Origin of the sequence: Streptomyces sp. NPDC007971 (assembly GCF_042958635.1) — a bacterium.
GTDB lineage: Bacteria > Actinomycetota > Actinomycetes > Streptomycetales > Streptomycetaceae > Streptomyces.
The window spans coordinates 84165-105913 of the sequence record NZ_JBIBJK010000001.1; the positions used below are offsets into that span (position 1 = coordinate 84165).

The 21749-nt window shown below is 73.0% G+C and carries 14 protein-coding genes; 9 read left to right on the forward strand and 5 right to left on the reverse strand.

Features of this window, described 5'->3' with window-relative positions:
• Nucleotides 1–215 precede the first annotated feature (215 nt).
• Nucleotides 216–2708 carry a DNA helicase PcrA gene (pcrA, locus tag ACFZCP_RS00370; protein WP_362693999.1) on the forward strand — a complete coding sequence of 831 codons (2493 nt, stop codon included), beginning with the start codon at nucleotides 216–218 and terminating at the stop codon, nucleotides 2706–2708.
• 84 nt (nucleotides 2709–2792) lie between these two features.
• On the opposite strand, the gene ACFZCP_RS00375 is transcribed toward pcrA, so the two are convergent.
• Nucleotides 2793–4319, reverse strand: coding sequence for a M23 family metallopeptidase (locus tag ACFZCP_RS00375; protein ID WP_362693996.1), 1527 nt, complete (start codon nucleotides 4317–4319; stop codon nucleotides 2793–2795).
• 322 nt (nucleotides 4320–4641) lie between these two features.
• On the reverse strand, nucleotides 4642–5493 hold the full coding sequence (locus ACFZCP_RS00380; protein WP_362693993.1) for an alpha/beta fold hydrolase: 852 nt from the start codon (nucleotides 5491–5493) through the stop codon (nucleotides 4642–4644).
• Between the two features lie 225 nt (nucleotides 5494–5718).
• On the opposite strand from ACFZCP_RS00380, the gene ACFZCP_RS00385 reads away from it, so the two are divergent.
• A complete protein-coding gene (locus tag ACFZCP_RS00385; RefSeq protein WP_362693990.1) occupies nucleotides 5719–6135 on the forward strand; it encodes a cobalamin B12-binding domain-containing protein in 417 nt (138 codons plus the stop codon).
• 269 nt (nucleotides 6136–6404) lie between these two features.
• Here ACFZCP_RS00385 and ACFZCP_RS00390 read toward each other — a convergent pair whose 3' ends face one another.
• On the reverse strand, nucleotides 6405–8132 hold the full coding sequence (locus ACFZCP_RS00390) for a DUF5691 domain-containing protein (protein ID WP_391422721.1): 1728 nt from the start codon (nucleotides 8130–8132) through the stop codon (nucleotides 6405–6407).
• Between the two features lie 112 nt (nucleotides 8133–8244).
• The gene (locus ACFZCP_RS00395) at nucleotides 8245–9609 is read right to left on the reverse strand and encodes an SWIM zinc finger family protein (RefSeq protein WP_391422723.1); all 1365 of its coding nucleotides are present in this window, start codon (nucleotides 9607–9609) and stop codon (nucleotides 8245–8247) included.
• A 132-nt stretch (nucleotides 9610–9741) separates the two neighbouring features.
• Between ACFZCP_RS00395 and ACFZCP_RS00400 the strand changes: the two genes are divergently transcribed.
• From ACFZCP_RS00400 to sucD, 7 genes are all read left to right on the forward strand, one after another.
• Entirely contained in the window at nucleotides 9742–10872 is a 1131-nt protein-coding gene (locus ACFZCP_RS00400; protein ID WP_391422725.1) for an AAA family ATPase, read from the forward strand.
• A complete protein-coding gene (locus ACFZCP_RS00405; RefSeq protein WP_391422727.1) occupies nucleotides 10869–13535 on the forward strand; it encodes a DUF5682 family protein in 2667 nt (888 codons plus the stop codon). Before ACFZCP_RS00400 ends, ACFZCP_RS00405 begins: the two co-directional genes overlap by 4 nt.
• Nucleotides 13532–14722, forward strand: a complete 1191-nt coding sequence (locus tag ACFZCP_RS00410; protein WP_391422729.1) for a VWA domain-containing protein — start codon at nucleotides 13532–13534, stop codon at nucleotides 14720–14722. The genes ACFZCP_RS00405 and ACFZCP_RS00410 overlap by 4 nt, the downstream gene beginning before the upstream one ends.
• Nucleotides 14723–14882: 160 nt before the next feature.
• Nucleotides 14883–15947 (forward strand): hypothetical protein, encoded by a 1065-nt coding sequence (locus ACFZCP_RS00415; protein WP_391422731.1) that lies wholly within the window; start codon nucleotides 14883–14885, stop codon nucleotides 15945–15947.
• A 135-nt stretch (nucleotides 15948–16082) separates the two neighbouring features.
• Nucleotides 16083–18179 (forward strand): hypothetical protein, encoded by a 2097-nt coding sequence (locus ACFZCP_RS00420; protein ID WP_391422733.1) that lies wholly within the window; start codon nucleotides 16083–16085, stop codon nucleotides 18177–18179.
• Between the two features lie 409 nt (nucleotides 18180–18588).
• A complete protein-coding gene (gene sucC, locus ACFZCP_RS00425; RefSeq protein WP_067299929.1) occupies nucleotides 18589–19770 on the forward strand; it encodes an ADP-forming succinate--CoA ligase subunit beta in 1182 nt (393 codons plus the stop codon).
• Nucleotides 19771–19791: 21 nt separating this feature from the next.
• Nucleotides 19792–20676, forward strand: a complete 885-nt coding sequence (sucD, locus tag ACFZCP_RS00430; protein WP_362693962.1) for a succinate--CoA ligase subunit alpha — start codon at nucleotides 19792–19794, stop codon at nucleotides 20674–20676.
• Between the two features lie 173 nt (nucleotides 20677–20849).
• On the opposite strand, the gene ACFZCP_RS00435 is transcribed toward sucD, so the two are convergent.
• On the reverse strand, nucleotides 20850–21740 hold the full coding sequence (locus ACFZCP_RS00435; RefSeq protein WP_391422736.1) for a sigma factor-like helix-turn-helix DNA-binding protein: 891 nt from the start codon (nucleotides 21738–21740) through the stop codon (nucleotides 20850–20852).
• Between the last annotated feature and the right edge of the window lie 9 nt (nucleotides 21741–21749).

Below are 21749 nucleotides of genomic sequence, written 5' to 3' on the forward strand. Positions count from 1 at the left end.
TGAAGGTTGGAGTGTCATATGTCCGATACATTTCCGTGACCTGAGGCCGTTTTCATACAGGCGTGACAAGACGCTCTCGCAGCGTGAGGGGCAATCGGCGCGGAGCGGAGTGGTGATCGACTCTCCGGGACCGTGTCCGATAGCGGGTGCCTGCGGGGGCCGTGTTCCCGGGACGGCGACCGGTTGTCGGTGCGGCACCCTAGACTCGGAGAGCGATGAGCAGCCTCTTTGACGACAGCTTCCTGGCGGACCTCCAGCCCCCTCGCGGGAACGACGAGGAACCCCCGCCGCCGCCCGAGGACGATCACGCTCCGGAGTCGCTTCCGGGCGATCTGTTCGGCGGGAAGTTCGACGTGCCGCCGGACCGGGACGCCTACTACCGCGACGGAGCCCCGCGCCCCGCGATCGACGCGGCAGCGCTCCTGGAGGGGCTGAACGAGAACCAGCGCGCCGCGGTCGTCCACGCCGGCTCGCCGCTGCTCATCGTCGCCGGCGCGGGCTCCGGCAAGACCCGCGTGCTCACCCACCGCATCGCCCATCTGCTCGCCGAGCGGAGCGTGCACCCGGGTCAGATCCTCGCGATCACCTTCACCAACAAGGCCGCGGGCGAGATGAAGGAGCGCGTCGAGCAGCTCGTCGGCCCGCGCGCGAACGCGATGTGGGTCATGACCTTCCACAGCGCGTGCGTGAGGATCCTGCGGCGCGAGTCCAAGAAGCTCGGCTTCACGTCGAGCTTCTCCATCTACGATGCCGCCGACAGCAAGCGCCTGATGGCCCTGGTCTGCCGCGATCTGGACCTCGACCCCAAGCGCTTCCCGCCCAAGTCCTTCAGCGCCAAGATCAGCAACCTGAAGAACGAGCTGATCGACGAGGAGGACTTCGCCGCCCGGGCGGGCGACGGCTTCGAGAAGACCCTCGCCCAGGCCTACGCGCTCTACCAGTCGCGGCTGCGCGAGGCCAACGCGCTCGACTTCGACGACCTGATCATGACGACGGTCAACCTGCTGCGCGCCTTCCCGGACGTGGCCGAGCACTACCGCCGCCGCTTCCGGCACGTCATGGTCGACGAGTACCAGGACACCAATCACGCCCAGTACGCCCTCGTGCGCGAGCTGGTGGGCACCGGCGAGCGCGCCGCCGTGGACGTCGACGTCCCGCCGGGCGAGCACGACCTCCCGCCCGCCGAGCTGTGCGTCGTGGGTGACGCGGACCAGTCGATCTACGCCTTCCGGGGCGCGACCATCCGCAACATCCTCCAGTTCGAGGAGGACTACCCGAACGCGACGACGATCCTGCTGGAGCAGAACTACCGCTCCACGCAGACCATCCTGTCCGCCGCCAACGCGGTCATCGAGCGCAACGAGTCCCGCCGCCCCAAGAACCTGTGGACCAACGCCGGCCAGGGCGCCCGGATCACCGGCTACGTCGCGGACACCGAGCACGACGAGGCCCAGTTCGTCGCCGACGAGATAGACCGCCTCACGGACGCGGGCGAGGCGAAGTCCGGGGACGTCGCCGTCTTCTACCGCACCAATGCGCAGTCCCGTGTCTTCGAAGAGGTCTTCATTCGCGTCGGCCTGCCCTACAAGGTCGTCGGCGGTGTGCGCTTCTACGAGCGCAAGGAGGTCCGGGACGTCCTGGCCTACCTGCGCGTCCTCGCCAACCCCGAGGACTCGGTGCCGCTGCGCCGCATCCTCAACGTCCCCAAGCGCGGCATCGGCGAGCGCGCGGAGGCGATGATCGACGCCCTCTCCCAGCGCGAGAAGATCAGCTTCCCGCAGGCTCTCAAGCGCGTGGACGAGGCCTACGGCATGGCCGCGCGCTCCACCAACGCGGTCAAGCGGTTCAACACGCTGATGGAGGACCTGCGCACGATCGTGGAGTCCGGGGCAGGACCGGCGACCGTCCTGGAGGCGGTGCTCGAACGCACCGGCTACCTGGCCGAGTTGCAGGCCTCCACCGACCCGCAGGACGAGACCCGTATCGAGAACCTCCAGGAACTCGCGGCCGTCGCGCTGGAGTTCGAGCAGGAGCGCGGGGAGGACGAGCAGGGCACGCTCGCCGACTTCCTGGAGAAGGTGGCGCTGGTCGCCGACTCCGACCAGATCCCCGACGAGGACGAGGAAGGCTCCGGCGTCATCACGCTGATGACCCTGCACACCGCCAAGGGCCTGGAGTTCCCGGTCGTCTTCCTGACCGGCATGGAGGACGGCGTCTTCCCGCACATGCGCGCCCTCGGACAGACCAAGGAGCTGGAGGAGGAGCGGCGCCTGGCGTACGTCGGCATCACGCGTGCGCGGGAGCGGCTCTACCTCACGCGGTCGGCGATGCGCAGCGCCTGGGGCCAGCCGTCCTACAACCCGCCCTCCCGCTTCCTGGAGGAGATCCCGGCCGCCCATGTGGAGTGGAAGCGGACGGGAGCGGTCGCACCGGTGTCCTCCGGTCCGGCCTCCGGGATCGCGGCCTCGCTCTCCTCGTCCCGCTCGCGCTCGTCGGCGGCGGGCGCGTCCGGGTTCGCCACTCGGCGGGCCTCCGAGAAGCCGGTGGTGTCCCTGGCGGTCGGCGACCGGGTCACCCACGACCAGTTCGGGCTCGGGTCGGTCGTCGCGGTGTCGGGCACGGACGACAAGGCCCAGGCGACGATCGACTTCGGGGACGGCAAGCCGAAGCGACTGCTGCTGCGGTACGCCCCGGTCGAGAAGCTGTAGACGCAGCGAGCCCCGCCGGTCCGGCGGGGCTCGTCGCGTACGGGGCAGGTGCGGGGCTCGTGCAGGGCGCCGTCGTGGCAGGGCTCAGGTCGGGTCCAGGCCGTGGCTGCGCAGCCACGGCAGCGGGTCTATGGCCGCCCCGCCCGCAGGCCGCACCTCGAAGTGCAGATGCGGGCCGGTGGAGTTGCCCGAGTTGCCGGAGTAGGCGACCGGCTGGCCGGCCTTGACCGTCGTGCCGGAGGCGACGCGGTAGCTGGAGAGGTGGCAGTACCAGGTCTCCGTGCCGTCCTTCGCCGTCAGGATCAGCATGTTGCCGTAGGCGCTGTTCCACTTGGTGGAGACGACGCCGTCGGTGGCGGCCATCACCGTGGTGCCGTAGGAGACCGGGAAGTCGATGCCCGTGTGCACGGACATCCAGTTCACACCGGCCTGGCCGAAGTACGCGCTGAGGCCCTTCTGCGTGACCGGCAGAACGAACTTGGGACGCATCCGTTCCTTGAGCGCAGCCTCCGCGGCGGCCTTCTTCTTCTCCAGCGCCTGCTGGGTCTTGAGGTCGATGCGGTCCTGCGTACGGCTCGCCCGGTCGGCGAAGTCGTCGGCGCCGGCGGACAGGGTCCGGAGCTGGTCGTCCAACTTGTTGTTGGCGACGGACGGCTTGACCGCGTGCGCGTCCGGGGCGGAGGCGGTGGTCTCGTCCGAGCCGCCGGTCAGGCCGCCGACGGAGGCGGCCGCGATCCCGGCGACCCCCATCACACAGGCCGAGGGCACGGCGATGGTGAGCAGTGCGGACCGCTTGGGGGGCGTACGGCGCCGGGAGCGCGCCGCGCTGCGGGAGCCCGCGCGGGACGCCGTGACCGGGGAGAGCTCTTCCTGGTCCTCGAGCAGGGACGGCACGGCGGGCATCTCGCCCGTGGCGCCCGGCCCGCCGTCATCGGCCGGCGATGCATCGAACCCGCCGTCGTACTCGCCGAACTCCGCGGCGGCGGGGTTCTCGTACGCCACCTGCTGGAAGGCGCTGGTCTGCTGCGCGTCGCCGACCTGCTCGAACGTCGCCGTGGCCTGCTGGTCGAACGGTTCGGCAAGCTGGTCGTGCGCCACGGCCGAGCCGTCGGAGTTCCACTGGGTGGCGTCGTAGGCGCCCGTGTCGAAGGTCTGGGTGCCCCACTCCCACTGCTGGGTGGGGGCGGCTCCGGCGGACTGGTCGGGCTGCAGCCAGGCGCTGGCGTCCCACTGACCGCTGATGTCGTGGCCCGTGGCCTGCGCGGGGACCGTCCAGGCCGTGGAGTCGTACACGCCCGAGTCGTAGGCGGCGTGGTGCTGGGCCGCGTAGGGGTCGTAGTTCAGGGTCTGGCCGGTGCCGGCCTGCCACTGGGTGGTGTCGTACGCACCCGTGTGCTGCTGCTCGCCCGGGAGGCTGCCGAAGAGAGGGTCGGTGCCGAAGGCCGTGGTGGCGCCGGCCGCGGACGCAAAACCGGTGGCGTCGTAGCTGCCGTACGTGGTGAGGTCGTCGTAGGGGACTTCCTGTGCCCCGTACGGCGCGTAGTGCGCGGCGGAGGCGGCGGAAGCCGGAGCCGGGGTGGTCATGGTCCCCGACGGGTGACGGTCGTTCACCAACTTCTCTTTCGCCTCGACAACAGGGGCTGCCAGAGCAGTGCGGCGACTGTACCCGCCGGTATGCGGGCGGGACAATCTTCGGCTGGTTTCGCGTTGGACCGAAACGGGCATTCGGCCGTGATTCGGGGGACGGCGGACGCGAGTTTGGCCTTGTGTTCGAGTGATGTTCGATGTCCGGTGGCGGTGCGCCGGCTGTACCCCGGCTGTGTCCCGCGTGTGCGGGCGCCCTCGGGCGGCCCCCGGCAGTGCCCTCCTCCCCGTGCTCAGCCCACCGCGCTCAGGTCCCCGCTCCTCAGGCCCGCCTTTCGGGGCATCGCCCTCAGGCCACCGTCAGGCCGTCGGCGCGCCGGCTCTCGGAACGCGCGATGTCGAGGGCCTCGCGTATCCCCGCCGCAACGGCCGGGTGCACCGGCAGCGCGAGATGTCCGATCCCGGTGACACGGACGTTGTGCGCGTCCAGGTCGGGGTGGTCGATGCAGGCCGTCTCCAGCGGAACCATCACGGAGTCGAGGTCGCTCCAGAAGCTGACGAACCGCGTACGGCAGCCGGGCGCGGGCCGGGTCAGCTCCTCGATCAGCTCCGAGTCCGGCCGCATCTGCCGCACGATCGGATGTGCGCTGGCCAGCGGCACCGCCCGGGTGCCGGAGTGCGGGGTGCCGAGCGTGACGAGGGTGCGCACCCGCAGATCGCCGCCGAGGCACTGCGCGTAGTAGCGCGCGATCAGTCCGCCCAGGCTGTGCCCCACGATGTCGACCCGGCTGCTGCCGGTGCGCTCGCAGATCTCCTCGATGTGCCGGCCCAGCAGCTCCGCCGCCTTGCGTATGTCGCAGGTCAGTGGGGAGTAGTTGAGCGAAGTGATGCGCTGCCTGCCGTTCTGTGCGAGATTGCGGCGCAGCAGGACGAAGACCGAGCGGTTGTCGATGAACCCGTGCAGCAGGACGACCGGCGGGGCGGTCCTGCCGGGCAGCCGGGTGGCCCCCTCCTGCGCCGGAAGTGCGGGAATCCGGCGCTCCTGGGTGAGACCGGTCGGATAGAGCACCAGGTGACCGGCGAGGATCGCGGCTTCCAGTGCGGTCGCCTTGAGGAGGGCCAGGGAGAGGTCGGCCAGTCTGCCGGGCCACAGGCGCCGGTAGAACGGGAGGAAGAGTGGCAGTACCCCGGTGACCTTCATGGGCCGACCTCCTGTCGGCACGCAGGGGGACGGCTCGATCCCCCGTGTGCCCTCATGTCCCACCGTGTGATTTCCCCCTCGCTCCGCACCGTAAAACCGCCGGTTGCGGGATGCTGGAGATAACGTTCGTTCACTTGCCGACGGGTGACGGAACGCGCCGGATGTGCGGTACTTGTCGGTACGGGCGGAAGCGGTCGCTTCCGTGGTCGCTTGATGGAGGCAGTGATGGGTGTGGCAGCCGGTCCGATCCGTGTGGTGGTGGCCAAGCCGGGGCTCGACGGTCACGACCGCGGGGCCAAGGTCATCGCGCGGGCGCTGCGCGACGCCGGCATGGAGGTCATCTACACCGGGCTCCACCAGACGCCGGAGCAGATCGTCGACACCGCCATCCAGGAGGACGCCGACGCGATCGGTCTGTCCATCCTCTCGGGCGCCCACAACACCCTCTTCGCGGCCGTCATCGACCTCCTCAAGGAGCGCGAGGCCGAGGACATCCTGGTCTTCGGCGGCGGCATCATCCCCGAGGAGGACATTGCGCCGCTGAAGGAGAAGGGCGTCGCGGAGATCTTCACGCCGGGCGCGACGACCGGGGCGATCGTGGAGTGGGTACGGGAGAACGCGCACCAGCCGGCTGCTTCCTGAGGCTGAGCCGGGCCCATCCGGGGCCTGGCCGGTTCCTTCCGGGGCGAGCCGAGGCTGTCGGTGGTCGGGCTGAGGCCCTCGGTGGTCGGGCCGATGCCTCGGCTGTCGAGTCGGCGGTGCGCTGAGCTGTCGTGGTGGCCATGGGGGCGCTCCCGGCCGCTGCGCCCGGGCCACCGCTCCGGAAGCGCTGCGCCCGGACCACCCCACTGAAGCACTGCTCCCGGGTCACCGCTCCTGGGGCACTGCTCCCGGCCTGGACGACCCCGTCCTCAAGCGCCGGACGAAGAGTTCTCACCGGACGGGCTGTTCCCGTCGGCCGGTGCCAACTCGTCCGCCATCGCTGCCCGCAACCGCAGCGTGCTCATCAGGCGCTGGAACGCCTCCGCCCAGTACCCGCCGGCCCCCGGTGACGCGTCCTCCCGTTCGTCCGGTATCGCCAGCAGGCCGTCCAGGCGCGCGGCCTCCGCCGGATCCAGGCAGCGCTCGGCCAGTCCCATCACCCCGCTGAAGCTCCAGGGGTAACTGCCCGCGTCCCGGGCGATGTTGAGGGCGTCCACCACTGCCCGGCCGAGCGGTGCGGCCCAGGGCACCGCGCACACTCCGAGCAGCTGGAACGCCTCCGACAGGCCGTGCGTCGCGATGAAACCCGCCACCCATGCGGCCCGTTCGCCGTCCTCCAGTGCGGCCAGCAGCTTCGCGCGCTCCGCCAGGGAGACCGCCCCCGGGCCGCCGGCCTCCGGCGCCGACGGCGCCCCGAGCAGTGCTCTCGACCACTCGGAGTCCCCCTGCCGCACCGCTGCCCGGCACCAGGCGGCGTGCAGCTCACCCTGCCAGCCGTCGGCCACCGGCAGCGCCACGATCTGCTGCGGGCTGCGCCCGTCGAGCCTCGCGGGCCAGGCTCCGAGGGGCGCCGCCTCCACCAACTGGCCCAGCCACCACGACCGTTCCCCTCGGCCCGTGGGCGGTTTGGCCGCCACGCCGTCGCGCTCCATGCCCGGATCGCACTCGTGCGGTGCCTCCACGACGATCGCCGGAGCAGCCTCCGTGCGGTCGACGGCCACGCAGGCCGTGGCCCGCGCCGCCATCCGCCCGGCGAGCGCCGAGCCCGGCAGCGCCGACAACAGCTCCGCCGCCGTCGCCCGGACGTTGCGGCTGCGGTCGCTCAGGACCTGTTCCAGGAACGGCTCGTCCTCGGGCGACAGGCCCGTACGCAGCGAGTCGAGGAACATCAGCCGGTCCTCCGCCCGCTCCGTCGCCCAGGTCGCCGTCAGCAGTTCCCGTGCGGGAGCGGGTGTACGGGCCCGCAGCGCGGCCAGCAGGGCGACCCGCTCGGCGAACAACCCCTCCTGCCACAACTGTTGTACGGCCTCGTCGTCCTCGGTGTCCGGCAGCGCCGTGCCACCGCCGGGCGCCGAGCGCAGGGCGAACCGCCAGTCCCCGTTCAGCCGGGCCAGCCACAGCGCCCGCGGCCCCGCGAACGCCAGCGCCGCCGGCCGCAGGTCCGTACGGCCCCGGGCGGCGTCCAGCAGGGCGGGCAGTGCCTGCGGGGGCGCCGCGTACCCGTGGGCGTTGGCCGTCGCGAGCCATTGCGGGAGCAGCTCCATGAGATCCGGTGAGCTGCCCCGCCGGCCTCCGCCCGCGCCGCCGGAACGGTCGGCCAGCAGCATCGTGAGCCTGCGGGCCGCGGCAGGGGGCAGCGCCGGACGCGGGTCCTCGGGGGCACGCTCGGGCCGCCGCGCCGCCCGGGCGGGCCGCAGCCCCGCCCGCCGCCGTACGGTCGCCATCGCCGCGGCATCCAGCAGCAGTACCGGAGCCTCCCGGCCCGAGACGCCGGGCGCCGGTGGGCGGCGGTCGGTGCCGAGGAGCGCGGTGGTCACGAGGTCCTCCCAGGAGGACGGGAACGGGGAGCCGCCGGAGCCCTCGGGGGCCGCCGGCCCGGATCCGCCTGCGGTGTTGTCGGTCGTCCGGGCGTCGGGTGCGGTCGAGATTGCGTCCATCACGTTCCCTTCCCTTGGTGTCCCTGCGTCGTCGGACCGGGCAGCTCGCGTCCTTGAGTCGTCGGACCGGGCAGCTGGTGTCCTTGAGTCGTCGGACCGGTCAGCTGACCGGTCAGCACAGCGTCACCGGCTCACCCGGCCCCTGGGGCCACGCCGTCAGCGGGGTGAACCCGCGGTGGCCGCACTCGCCGAAGACCGTGACGGGGGCGCCGCCGGAGAGGGCGACCAGCCGCCACAGGCCCGGGCGGGAGCGGGCCGCCGGGGTGAGCGGCAGCGCCGAGTCCTCCTCGGCATCGGCCAGTTGCCACCCGCCCGGCTCTGCGTCCGGCGTCGGAACGACCCCGGCCAGCGTGACCGGAACGGAGTCCAGCCAGGGGTCCTCGCGCAACGCCTCGCCGTAGCGGGCCATCGCCTCGGCCGTGCTCACGCCCGGCGGGCGGAGCGCCGCCGGTGCGGGCGGGGCGTACTGCTCACCCAGGGCCGCCCGTATCTGCCCGGCGCCCGGGAACAGGGACAGGTCGGCCTCCAGCACCAGGCCGACCGGCAGCGACAGCTCCGGAGCCCGGCCCGCCGCTCCATAGGAGAGGAGGAGCCGGGTGTGGCCCGACTCGGCGCCGTGGAGCCATGCCCGACGCGTCGTGAGTTTCGGGTCCACCGAGTCGTACTGGGCGAGGACGAGCCAGCGGTCGCGCACCGGCGGGCCGTCCGCCGAGGCGGGCAGGCCGAGTCGGGAGCGGATCGTGGCCGCGAGCGCTCCCGGCAGCCGGTCGCGACGCAGCCAGCCCTGGTCCAGGAGGTGCACCAGGGCGCACTCCTCCAGCAGGCGAGCCGGCCAGCCCGGCCCGGAGGCTGGGATCGCCCCCAACTCCCTGACGCGGGACGCCAGTCCAGGAGCCTGCGCGTCGACCATGCGCGCCGCCGTCTCGTCCCACAGCTCGTACCCCGCCTGCTCCGCCGGGGCCAGGCCGCCGCGCAGCAGGTCGGCCAGACGCTGCTCCAGCTCCGTCGCACCCGCCGTGACCCGCTCGGCCCGGCGCTCCGCCCGGCGCCGCGCCGCCTCCGGATCGGCGGACCCGGACGCGGAACCCCCGCCGCTCTCCGTCCGTCCGGTCTCCGCGCGCCGGCGCCGGCCCGCGAGCCACTGCTCGGCCCAGTCCGGCGGCTCCGCCACCGCCGGCACCGCGCCGCCGCCCCCGTCCGCCCACAGCAGCAGCAGTCCGAGCGCGTGCTTGCACGGGAACTTCCGGCTCGGGCAACTGCACTTGTACCCGGGTCCGGCGGCGCCCGCGAGGTCCACCACCGTCTGGTACGGCCTGCTGCCGCTGCCCTTGCACAGTCCCCACAACGCCCCCTCCCCGCTGCCCGCCCCGGACCACGGCCCGGCCGCACCCAGCTTGCTTCCCGCCTTGCGTGACGCGGCGTCAGGCGCCAGTGCCAGCACCTGCTCCGCGGTCCAGCGCACCCCCTGCTCAGTCATGCCACCGACGGTAGGTCCCGCCACTGACAATCGGTCTGGCGAGTGCATTTGTGCAGGTCCGAGCGATTGTCAGTGGCGTGGTGCACGGTGGATGCCAGATCCGAACCGGCCGAGCTGGAGGGGACCTCAGCCATGACTGTGTCCGTGGATACGACATCCGTCGAAGCGAACGGGGGCCAGGAGGCGCAGGCGCTGCGACCGCACGCCGAGCACGCCTTCGCCGCCGAACTCGCCGCGCTGGCCGCCCAGGACGACCGCCCGCGTCCGGCCCGCTGGAAGCTGTCGCCGTGGGCCGTGGCGACGTATCTGCTCGGCGGCACCCTGCCGGACGGCACGGTGATCACCCCGAAGTACGTGGGCCCGCGCCGCATCGTCGAGGTCGCCGTCACCACCCTCGCCACCGACCGCGCGCTGCTCCTGCTCGGCGTGCCCGGCACGGCCAAGACCTGGGTGTCGGAGCACCTGGCGGCCGCCGTCAGCGGCGACTCGACGCTGCTGGTGCAGGGCACGGCGGGTACGCCGGAGGAGGCGATCCGCTACGGCTGGAACTACGCGCAGCTGCTCGCGCACGGACCCAGCCGCGACGCTCTGGTGCCCAGCCCCGTGATGCGGGCCATGGCCGACGGCATGACGGCCCGTGTGGAGGAGCTGACCCGCATCCCGGCCGATGTGCAGGACACACTGATCACGATCCTGTCCGAGAAGATCCTGCCGATCCCGGAGCTGGGCCAGGAGGTGCAGGCGGTCCGTGGCTTCAACCTCATCGCCACCGCCAACGACCGCGACCGCGGCGTCAACGACCTCTCCAGCGCGCTGCGCCGCCGCTTCAACACCGTGGTGCTGCCGCTTCCGGAGAGCGCGGATGCAGAGGTCGACATCGTCACGCGCCGCGTCGAGCAGATAGGCCGCTCCCTCGAACTGCCGGCCGCGCCCGACGGCATCGAGGAGATCCGCCGGGTCGTGACCGTGTTCCGTGAGCTGCGCGACGGCATGACCGCCGACGGCCGGACGAAGCTGAAGTCGCCCAGCGGCACGCTGTCCACCGCGGAGGCCATCTCCGTCGTCACCAGCGGCCTGGCGCTGGCAGCCCACTTCGGTGACGGGGTGCTGCGCCCGGGCGACGTCGCGGCCGGCATCCTCGGCGCCGTCGTCCGCGACCCGGCTGCCGACCGCGTGATCTGGCAGGAGTACCTGGAGACGGTCGTCCGTGAGCGCGACGGCTGGAAGGACTTCTACCGGGCCTGCCGGGAGGTGGGCGTATGAGCGGCGACTCCACCGGCGCGGACGACTCCTCCTGGGGACGGCGCAACGCCTGCGGACCCCTGCTGCTCGGCGTCCGGCACCACGGGCCCGGGTCCGCGCGCGCGGTGCGGGCCGCCCTGGAGGCCGCCCGGCCCGCCGTCGTGCTGATCGAAGGACCGCCCGAGGCCGACGCGTTGATCCCGCTGGCCGCCGACCCGGACCTGCGGCCGCCCGTCGCCTTGCTCGCCCATGCCGTGGACGAACCCGGCCGCTCGGCGTTCTGGCCACTGGCCGAGTTCAGCCCCGAGTGGGTGGCCATCCGCTGGGCCCTGGAACAGGGCGTCCCGGCCCGCTTCATCGACCTGCCGGCCACGCACACCCTGGCCTGGCAGGGGGAGGAGGAGTCCGCCTCCGCATCCGGACCCGCCGCCGCACCCGCGGCGCGGGAGGCGGAGCCCGCCGAGAGCGCAGAGGGCCTCGCGGACACCCGGAACGCCGGGAGGACGACGAACGCCGAGGACGCGGAGGGACCCGAGAGCAACGAGGACGCGGAAGGCTCCGCGGCCGACGAGGACACGGAGATCGCCAGGGGCAACGGGGACGCCGAGAGCCCCCGGGGCCTCAAGGATGCGGAGAGCCCCGGAAGCCTCAAAGACACGGATGGACCCGGGGAGGGCAGGAGGGTCGAAGGGGGTGACGGCGTCGGGGGCGCCGAGGACCACGTCCGGGTCGACCCTCTCGCCGCGCTCGCCGGGGCCGCCGGGTACGACGATCCCGAACGGTGGTGGGAGGACGTCGTCGAGCACCGCGGTCCCGGCCGCCGCGACCCCTTCGCGCCGTTCGCCGCTCTGGAGGAGGCCATGACGGCGCTGCGGGAGCGGTACGGCGTCGGCGGGCGGCCCCGGGACCTGGTGCGGGAGGCGCACATGCGGCTCCAGGTGCGGGCGGCCCGGCGCGAGTTCGGCGACGCGGTGGCGGTGGTGTGCGGGGCCTGGCATGTGCCCGCGCTGCGGGAGAAGGCCGCCGTCACGGCCGACCGGGCACTGCTGAAAGGGCTGCCCAGGCTCAAGGCCGACCTGACCTGGGTGCCGTGGACGCACCGACGGCTGGCCCGGTCGAGCGGGTACGGCGCCGGGATCGACTCGCCAGGCTGGTACGGGCATCTGTTCCGGGCGCCGGACCGGCCGGTGGAGCGGTGGCTGACCAAGGTGGCGGGACTGCTGCGGGAGGAGGACCGGGTCGTCTCCTCCGCGCACGTCATCGAGGCGGTACGGCTCGCAGGGACCCTCGCGGCGATGCGCGGGCGCCCGCTGCCCGGCCTGAGCGAGATGACGGACGCCGTACGGGCGGTGATGTGCGACGGCTCGGACGTACCCCTGGCCCTGGTCCACGACCGGCTGGTGGTCGGGGACGTGCTGGGGGAGGTGCCGGAGACGGCACCGGCGGTGCCGTTGCAGCGCGACCTGGCCCGGGAGCAGCGCCGGCTGCGGCTCAAGCCGGAGGCCCGCGAGCGCGAGCTGGAACTGGACCTGCGCAAGGACACCGACGCCGGCCGCAGCAGGCTGCTGCACCGGCTGCGGCTGCTCGGCGTCGGCTGGGGCGAGCCGGTCCGGTCACGGGGGAGTACGGGCACCTTCCGGGAGACCTGGCGGCTGCGCTGGGAGCCGGAGCTGTCGGTGCGGGTCGCCGAGGCGGGAGTGTGGGGGACGACCGTGCTCGCGGCCGCGACGGCCAGGGCCGAGGCGGACGCGACGGCCGCGGGGGCCCTGGCCGACGTCACCGCGCTCGCCGAGCACTGTCTGCTGGCCGGGCTGCCGGACGCGCTGCCCGTGGTGATGCGGATGCTCGCCGACCGGGCGGCGCTGGATACGGACGTCGGCCACCTCGCCCAGGCCCTGCCCGCCCTGGTCCGCTCCCTGCGGTACGGCGATGTGCGCGGCACCGACACGGGCGCCCTGGCCGGCGTCGCGGCGGGCCTCGCCGAGCGGGTCTTCGTCGGCCTCCCGCCGGCCTGCGCCGCCCTGGACGCGGACGCGGCGGAGGAGATGCGGGGCCATGTGGACGCCGTGCACACGTCGGTGGGGCTGCTGTCGGAGACCCTGTCCGGCGCCGCGCCCGCCGGGCACGGGGACCTGCGCCCCCGCTGGCGGTCCGTGCTGCGGGCCCTGGCCCTGCGGGACACCGCGCCCGGTGTCGTCCGGGGACGGTCCGTGCGGTTGCTGCTGGACGACGGCGAACTGGGCCCCGAGGAGGCGGCCCGGCTGATGGGGCTGGTGCTCTCGCCGGGGACACCGCCCGCCGACGCGGCCGCGTGGATCGAGGGTTTCGTGGGCGGCGGGGGCGGCACGCTGCTGGTCCACGACGAGCGGCTGCTCGGCCTCGTCGACGCCTGGCTGACCGGGGTGCCCGCGGAGGCGTTCACGGACGTGCTGCCGCTGCTGCGGCGCACGTTCTCGGCGTACGAGCCCGGAGTGCGCAGAACCCTCGGCGAACTGGTGCGGCGTGGGCCGGAGGACACGGCCGGCGCGGCCGTTCAGGGCAGCAGCGCACCCGGCTTCGCCGCGGAACCGGACACCGGGCGCGCCGACGCCGTACTCCCGGTGCTGCGGCTGCTGCTCGGCCTGGACGCGCGGCAGCCGCAGGAGACGACCGAAGCCGACAGCTACGCGGGGGTGGGCACATGACGACCTGGCCGAGGACCGACGACATCGGGACCGACGGCGGCGACCCCGCCCGGGAGCGGCTGCGGCGCTGGCGGCTGGTGCTCGGCGGCGACCAGGCCGACGGCACCGGATGCGCCCTGTCCGGCCGCGACGCGGCGATGGACGGCACGCTCGCCGCGCTGTACGGCAAGGGGGACAAACCGCAGGCAGGACGGGAGCGTTCGGCAGGGCTCGGTGCCTCGGCGCCATCAGTGGCCCGCTGGCTGGGCGACATCCGCACCTACTTCCCCTCCTCCGTCGTCCAGGTCATGCAGCGCGACGCCATCGAACGGCTGGGACTGGCCGCCCTGCTGCTGGAGCCGGAGATGCTGGAGGCGGTCGAGGCCGACGTCCACCTGGTCGGCACGCTGCTCTCGCTCAACAAGGCGATGCCGGAGACGACGAAGGAGACGGCACGAGCGGTCGTCCGCAAGGTGGTCGAGGACCTGGAGAGACGGCTCGCCACGCGCACCCGGGCCACCCTCACCGGCGCCCTGGACCGCAGCGCGCGCATCAACCGGCCGCGCCATCACGACATCGACTGGAACCGCACCATCGCGGCCAACCTCAAGCACTACCTGCCCGAGTACCGCGCGGTGGTGCCGGAACGGCTCATCGGGTACGGGCGAGCCGCGCAGTCCGTGAAGAAGGAGGTCGTGCTCTGCATCGACCAGTCGGGCTCGATGGCGGCGTCCGTGGTCTACGCGTCGGTGTTCGGGGCGGTGCTCGCCTCCATGCGGTCGATCAGCACCCGGCTGGTCGTCTTCGACACGGCGGTCGTGGACCTCACGGACCAGCTCGACGACCCGGTGGACGTCCTCTTCGGCACTCAGCTAGGCGGCGGCACGGACATCAACCGGGCGCTCGCCCACTGCCAGTCGCACATCACCCGCCCCGCCGAGACGGTGGTCGTACTGATCAGTGACCTCTACGAGGGCGGTATACGCGACGAGATGCTCAAACGGGTCGCGGCGATGAAGGCGTCCGGGGTGCAGTTCGTGGCCCTCCTCGCGCTGTCGGACGAGGGAGCGCCCGCATACGACCGGGAGCACGCGGCGGCGCTCGCGGCGCTCGGCGCACCGGCCTTCGCCTGCACGCCCGATCTGTTCCCGGAGGTGATGGCGGCGGCGATCGAGAAGCGGCCCTTGCCGATACCGGACACCGTGTGACGGCGGGCTGCAAAAGGGGCATGAGTACCCATCGGTAACAGGGGGCTTGCGCTACCTCGGTCCGCCCGTGCGAGGATCGACGCCGAGCAAGCCCTGCAAGCCCCGCAAACTCACACGGGACGTGCGCTCGCCTTCCGCCGACCTGAGAAAGCTCAGCCTCTTGACCCTGTCAGCAGCCCTGTTCGGTACCGCTGTACGCGCGCTGCGTACGGTGTCCGGGCGGCGCACGCTGCAACTGATTCTGCTGGTCGGCGGGTTGTCGCTGCTCGGGCTCCTCGGCGGGCAACAGGCCCACGCGGCCGAGGGGACGCCGGTGGCCCCGGCACACACGATGCACACGATGCACGCGGTGCACGCGATGCGCACGGTGCACGCGGTGCACGCGGTGCGCACGGTGCACGCGGTGCGCACGGTGCACGCGGTGCACGCGGTGCACGCGGTGCACGCGGTGCACGCGGTGCACGCGGTGCATGCGGTGCGCTCGATCACCGGACAGCAGGGCGCGGCACCAAGTGCGGCACGCAACGCGGCACCGGAAGCTGTAGGGGATGCCGTAGCGGATGCCGTACGGGACGGAACGCGAGACGCGGTACGGGACACGGTGGGCACGGCAGGCGCGGCAGGCGTGGTCACGGAACGGGTCGTCACACCCGTACGGGACGTCGTTCACGTCGCGCGGACGGCGGCCCCCCGCGCCCTTGAGGAGCCCCGGGCCGAGGCGCCGGCGCTGCCCGCCGCTCCCTCCGTGCCTCTGCCGAAGCTTCCCGGGGTGTCCGAGCTGCCCGCGGATCCGGTGCCCGTACCGGTCGGCCCGGAACCCGGGACCCACCGGCACGGCGGTTCGGCACCGGCGCCGGCGCCGGGCAAGTCCGGTCACAGCGACACCGGTACGGGGTCCGGTACGAAGGCCCGTACCGCCGTGCCCGCGCGGCCGCATGCCCTCGCGTACGGGCCGGGCTTCACGCGCGTCTCCGCGCAGTCGGCGGTGCACATCCGCGCTCAGCGCACCGCCGTACCCGTCGACGCGCCCGCTCAGCCGGCGCCCGGCGGCGACACGGAGGGTGGCAAGCAGACGGCCGACGGCTCCGCCTCCCGGCACGGTGACGCACAGGCCGTCACCTTCGACGGCCGGGCGCCCCTGCGGCTCCTGTCCGGCGCCGCCGCGCGCGCCGACGCGCCGGGAACCCTGGAACGGCACAGGGACATCCCGGTCTTCCCCGGCTAGGCAGCAGACCCCTCCTCCCCGCCACTGAGCTGTCGCGCGGGGGCGGAACAGGACTGCCCGCCCCGCCGGATCCGCCGGACTCCCCGGCGCGCTCCGGACGGAACCCCAGCCGTTTCCGAAGGATTTGACGCACACATGAACAAGAACATCCGCCGCTCGATCGTGATAGCCGCCGGTGTCACCGGCGCATGGGCGCTCGGCTCGGCCGCGGCCAGCGCCGACGAGCTGTCCACCCCGGCCGTCTCCGTACCCGACACCGACACCGTCACCGGTGCCGCCACCACGGACACCAGCACCGGAATCGACACCGGAACTGACACCGGAACCAACGCCGACACCGTCGACGGTGTCCTCGCCGACGTCCACGACACTGTCACCGGCCTCACGGGTACGGCTGCCGCAGCCCACTCGGCGCCGTCGACGCCCACGTCCGTCTCGGACACCGTGGCCAGGACGCGGCAGCAGGCGCGGACCGTCACCCGTTCGGCCGATCGCGCGCGCGGTGATGCCGCCGCGAAGGTCCCGGCCGCCGCGAAGATCAGGGGCGGCCAGGCCGTCAACGGCGCCCGGGCCGCCCGCGCGGCCAAGGCGCAGGCGGAGGGCAGCCGGACCACCGCCACCGGCATGGCCGCCGCCACCACCGCCGAGGCCGCCCAGGCCGCTCACCCCGTGACCCACCTCGCCGGGCCCTCCACGCCCGCCTCCCCGGACGAGATCGACTACCTCTTCGGCCCTCTGTCCTCCTTCGCCCCCGAGGTGGAGGAGGCCCTGGCCGCTGCCCAGAGCAAGTTCCAGGCCACCCAGGCGGCCGCGCGACTGCGCGCCGAGGGCATCGAGGGCGCCGTACGGACGACGGCACACCAGAGCGTGGCCGGGGCGCAGGACCGGACCGCCGGTGCGGCCGGCCTCGCGGGCGGCGCGGCGGCGCGGGCGACCGGCGCCGCCGAGACCGCCGTCGGCTCCGTGCCCGCGCACGTCACCGGTACGGCCGACGGCGTCGAGCAGCGGGTCGTCGGCACCGTGCGGGCCGTGCCGGGCACCGTCACGCCGGTCGTGGGCGAGACGACGGCCGCGACCGTGCCGCCGGTGGCCTCCGCCGCCGTGGCGGGCGCGCTGCCGGTGGCCGACGGGACGGCGGCAGGTGCGACACACACCACGGGGCGCACGGCGGCAGGCGCGACGCGTACCGCCGGGCCCGCCGTGGCGGGCGCCCGCGGCACCGCCTCGGTGGCGGTGTCGGGTGTCCACGGGACGGTCATGGGCGCCGTGTCGGGTGTCCACGGGACGGTCATGGGCGCCGTGTCGGGTGTCCACGGGACGGCCACGGGCACCGTTTCCGGCGTCCACGGCGTCGCCGCGAGCGCCGCGGGCGATGCGTACTCCGTCGACGGTGGGCTGGTCGCGGACGTGCCTGCGTACGCCGCCGGGCCGGTCGGGCAGGTCGCCCATGACACCGCCGACGCCGTGCTGCCGCCGGTCGCCGGGACCGCCGTGCACGGGGTCGCACCGGTCGCGGGGCATGCCGTGGCGGACGCGGGGACGCTCGCGTACGGCGTGACCGACGACGTCCGGCCTTTCGCGGGCGGGGTCGTGGGCGCCGTGCCGCCGCTCGCGCACGGGGTCACCGGGCAGGCCGGTGCCTTCGCGGAGGGCGTGGCCGGCCGGGCGGGCGTGTTCGCGGTCGGAGCCACCGGTTCCGTACGGCCGGTCGCCGACGCGGTGACCGGGACGGTGCTGCCCCTCGTCGACAGGGCGAGCGGGACCGTGCGGCCGGTCGTCGGCGGCGTGACCGGATCCGTGCGGCCGGCTGTCGAGGGTGTCGGCGGCAGCGCGGACGGGCTGGTGTACGGCGTGGGCGGGGACGTGCAGCCCTTCGTCGGCGGGGTCGTGGGCGCGACGGGGCCGGTCGCGGAGCAGGCCGGGTCCTTCGCGTACGGCGTCGCCGGCACGGTCCGGGTGGCCGGCGGTCCGGCGGCTGCGCATGCCGCCACCGGTGCCGGAGCAGTGGCCCGGTCCGCGACTCCTGGCCACGTCCAGGGCCTGGCGTATGAGCACGGCGCAAATACGCACGACCTTTACGCGCACGGCCTCTACGCACACGACGTTTACGCGCACGACGTTCCTGCGCACGACGTTCCTGCGTACGGCGCGTATGCGCACGGTGTGCAGCGCGACGTGCAGGGCGACGTGCATCGGGGCATTGAGCAGCGGGGCGTGCAGCAGCAGGACTGAGTGTCCCGGAAGAACTCCGCGGGGTGACCGACCCGGACGGCCGAATGCCGTCGGCCCGTTCGGCCGGGCCCCGCGGGACAGGGCGGCTGGTCCCCATTGGGGTGGGGATCAGCCGCTTCGGCCCCTGTAGGGCCCAACAGAGGCCTCACCGGGTCAACCCCAGCCCGGTGAGGCCTCGCCTGTGCGGCACGCCGTGCCAGTAAGCGCGGCATCATGTGACAGGTATCACCGCTCAGGTGTGACCCCCTGATTTAGAGAGCCCATGCGAGCGGCGATAACCTGCGAGACGGACATGCCGCGCGCTCGGACACCGTGTGCGCCTCCCTAGTGACAGCGGACGTCACGTTGCCCTTCGCGGCACGCCCACGCATCCAACGAACCGCGAGATCACTGATAGGGACGGAAGCGCGTGGACCTGTTCGAGTACCAGGCGAGGGACCTCTTCGCCAAGCACGATGTACCGGTGCTGGCCGGTGAAGTCATCGACACGCCTGAGGCGGCGCGCGAGATCACCGAGCGGCTGGGCGGCAAGTCTGTCGTCAAGGCGCAGGTGAAGGTCGGTGGTCGTGGCAAGGCCGGCGGCGTCAAGCTGGCTGCCTCCGCGGACGAGGCCGTCGCCCGGGCGACGGACATTCTCGGCATGGACATCAAGGGCCACACGGTCCACAAGGTCATGATCGCCGAGACCGCTCCGGAGATCGTCGAGGAGTACTACGTCTCCTTCCTCCTCGACCGTGCCAACCGCACCTTCCTCTCCATCGCCTCCGTCGAGGGCGGCATGGAGATCGAGGAGGTGGCGGCCACCCGTCCGGAGGCCGTCGCCAAGACCCCGATCGACGCCATCGACGGCGTGGACGAGGCCAAGGCCCGCGAGATCGTCGCGGCCGCCAAGTTCCCGGCCGAGGTCGCCGACAAGGTCGCCAACGTCCTCGTGAAGCTGTGGGACACCTTCATCAAGTCGGACGCCCTCCTCGTCGAGGTCAACCCGCTCGCGAAGGTCGCCTCGGGCGAGGTCATCGCCCTCGACGGCAAGGTGTCGCTCGACGAGAACGCCGAGTTCCGCCACCCCGAGTACGCGGAGCTGCACGACAAGGACGCGGCCAACCCGCTCGAGGCCGCCGCCAAGGCGAAGGGCCTCAACTACGTCAAGCTCGAGGGCGAGGTCGGCATCATCGGCAACGGCGCCGGTCTCGTCATGAGCACCCTGGACGTCGTCGCCTACGCCGGTGAGAACCACAAGGGCGTCAAGCCGGCCAACTTCCTCGACATCGGTGGCGGTGCCTCCGCCGAGGTCATGGCGAACGGCCTGGAGATCATCCTCGGCGACCCGGACGTCAAGTCCGTCTTCGTCAACGTCTTCGGCGGCATCACGGCGTGCGACGCCGTCGCCAACGGCATCGTGCAGGCCCTGGAGCTCCTGGAGTCCAAGGGCGAAGAGGTCACCAAGCCGCTGGTCGTCCGTCTGGACGGCAACAACGCCGAGCTGGGTCGCAAGATCCTCGACGACCGCAACCACCCGCTCGTGCAGCGCGTGGACACCATGGACGGCGCGGCCGACAAGGCCGCCGAGCTGGCTGCTGCCGCGAAGTAAGGGACGAGGTCACAGAAAACCATGGCTATCTTCCTCACCAAGGAATCCAAGGTCATCGTCCAGGGCATGACCGGCTCCGAGGGCCAGAAGCACACCAAGCGCATGCTGGCTTCCGGCACGAACATCGTCGGTGGTGTGAACCCGCGCAAGGCGGGCCAGACCGTCGACTTCGACGGCACGGAGATCCCGGTGTTCGGGTCCGTGGCCGACGCCGTCGAGAAGACCGGCGCCGACGTCACGGTCATCTTCGTCCCGGAGAAGTTCACCAAGGACGCGGTCGTCGAGGCCATCGACGCCGAGATCCCGCTGGCGGTCGTCATCACCGAGGGCATCGCGGTGCACGACACCGCCTCCTTCTGGGCGTACGCCGGCAAGAAGGGCAACAAGACCCGCATCATCGGTCCGAACTGCCCCGGCCTGATCACGCCCGGTCAGTCGAACGCCGGCATCATCCCGGCCGACATCACCAAGCCGGGCCGCATCGGCCTGGTCTCGAAGTCCGGCACGCTGACGTACCAGATGATGTACGAGCTGCGCGACATCGGCTTCTCGACCTGCGTCGGCATCGGTGGTGACCCGATCATCGGCACCACCCACATCGACGCGCTCAAGGCGTTCCAGGACGACCCCGAGACCGACATCATCGTCATGATCGGTGAGATCGGTGGCGACGCCGAGGAGCGGGCCGCGGCCTTCATCAAGGAGAACGTGACCAAGCCGGTCGTCGGCTACGTCGCGGGCTTCACCGCGCCCGAGGGCAAGACGATGGGCCACGCCGGCGCCATCGTGTCCGGCTCGTCCGGCACCGCCCAGGCGAAGAAGGAGGCCCTGGAGGCCGCCGGTGTCAAGGTCGGCAAGACGCCGACCGAGACGGCGAAGCTGGCGCGGGAGATCCTGAGCGCCTGAGCTTCCCAGCTGCACGTCGGTGGGCCCGTTCCCTTTGCAGGGGCGGGCCCACCGCCGTTTCCACCGGTCCGCGCCACGCGGGTACCGCCGCGCCCCCCCGTGCCGCCGCCGGCGAGTTCCCCGGGCTGTGGAACGCCGGGGAGGCGCGACCGTCCGTGCGTGCTCACGGCGCGTCAGCGTGCCGTCGGTGCAATGCGTTCCGGCCCGTTCGCCGTGGCCCGGTGCAGCTTGGTGCGCAGGGTCAGGTCGTCCTGGGACAGGGGGCCCAGGGCCGGTGGCGGGGGAACGCCCTGTACGGCCTGGGCCGGGGCGATGGGCGGTACGTAGTGCGTGGGAGCCGTGCGCAGGGTCAGTGTCGTCGCTCCGACGATCGTGACCGTGAAGGCGATGGCCGCCCGGGTCCAGAACGCGCTCCGGCGCTCGCCGCAGGTCCGCACCGTCGGCGGCTTGGCGGCGCGCAGGTGCTCCGTGGCGGCCAGCTCCGCGAGCCGGCGGTGCAGAGCGGCCGGGTCGGCCACCTCCGGCACCAGGGCGGCCACGGCGGCGCGCGCGTGGGTCAGGCGCATCGCCGCCGCCGGGGTGCTCGCCTCCGTCTCCGCCGCGGTCTCCGGCAGGTCGAGCCCGACGCCGTCGTACAGCACGAGCGTGCGCCGGTACGACGGCGGCAGCTCCAGCAGGGCGTGCAGCAGCGCGCGGTCGTCGGGATCGGCGGGCGGGGGTTCCGGGGAACGGTGGCGCGGACGGAACCGGTGCCAGGGGGAGAGGGCGCACTCGTACGCCAGCGACCGCACCCACCCGGCCGGGTCCCGGTCGCGGGCCACCTCGGGCCAGCGTTGCCAGGCGAGTTGGAAGGCACGCTCCACGGCCTCCCGGGCCAGCTCCCGGCGCCCGGTGAGCAGGTAGGTCTGCCGTACGAGGGCGGGGGCGCAGAACGCGTACAGCGCGTCGAAGGCCTGAGCGGGTGTCAGGGCGTGCGCGTCCTGAGTCTGTGTCAGCGCCCCGGACTCGCGGGCGCGTCGGCGTTCCTTCGGCGATGGCAGCCGGTCGACAGGGCTCTCCGTCACAAGACACCC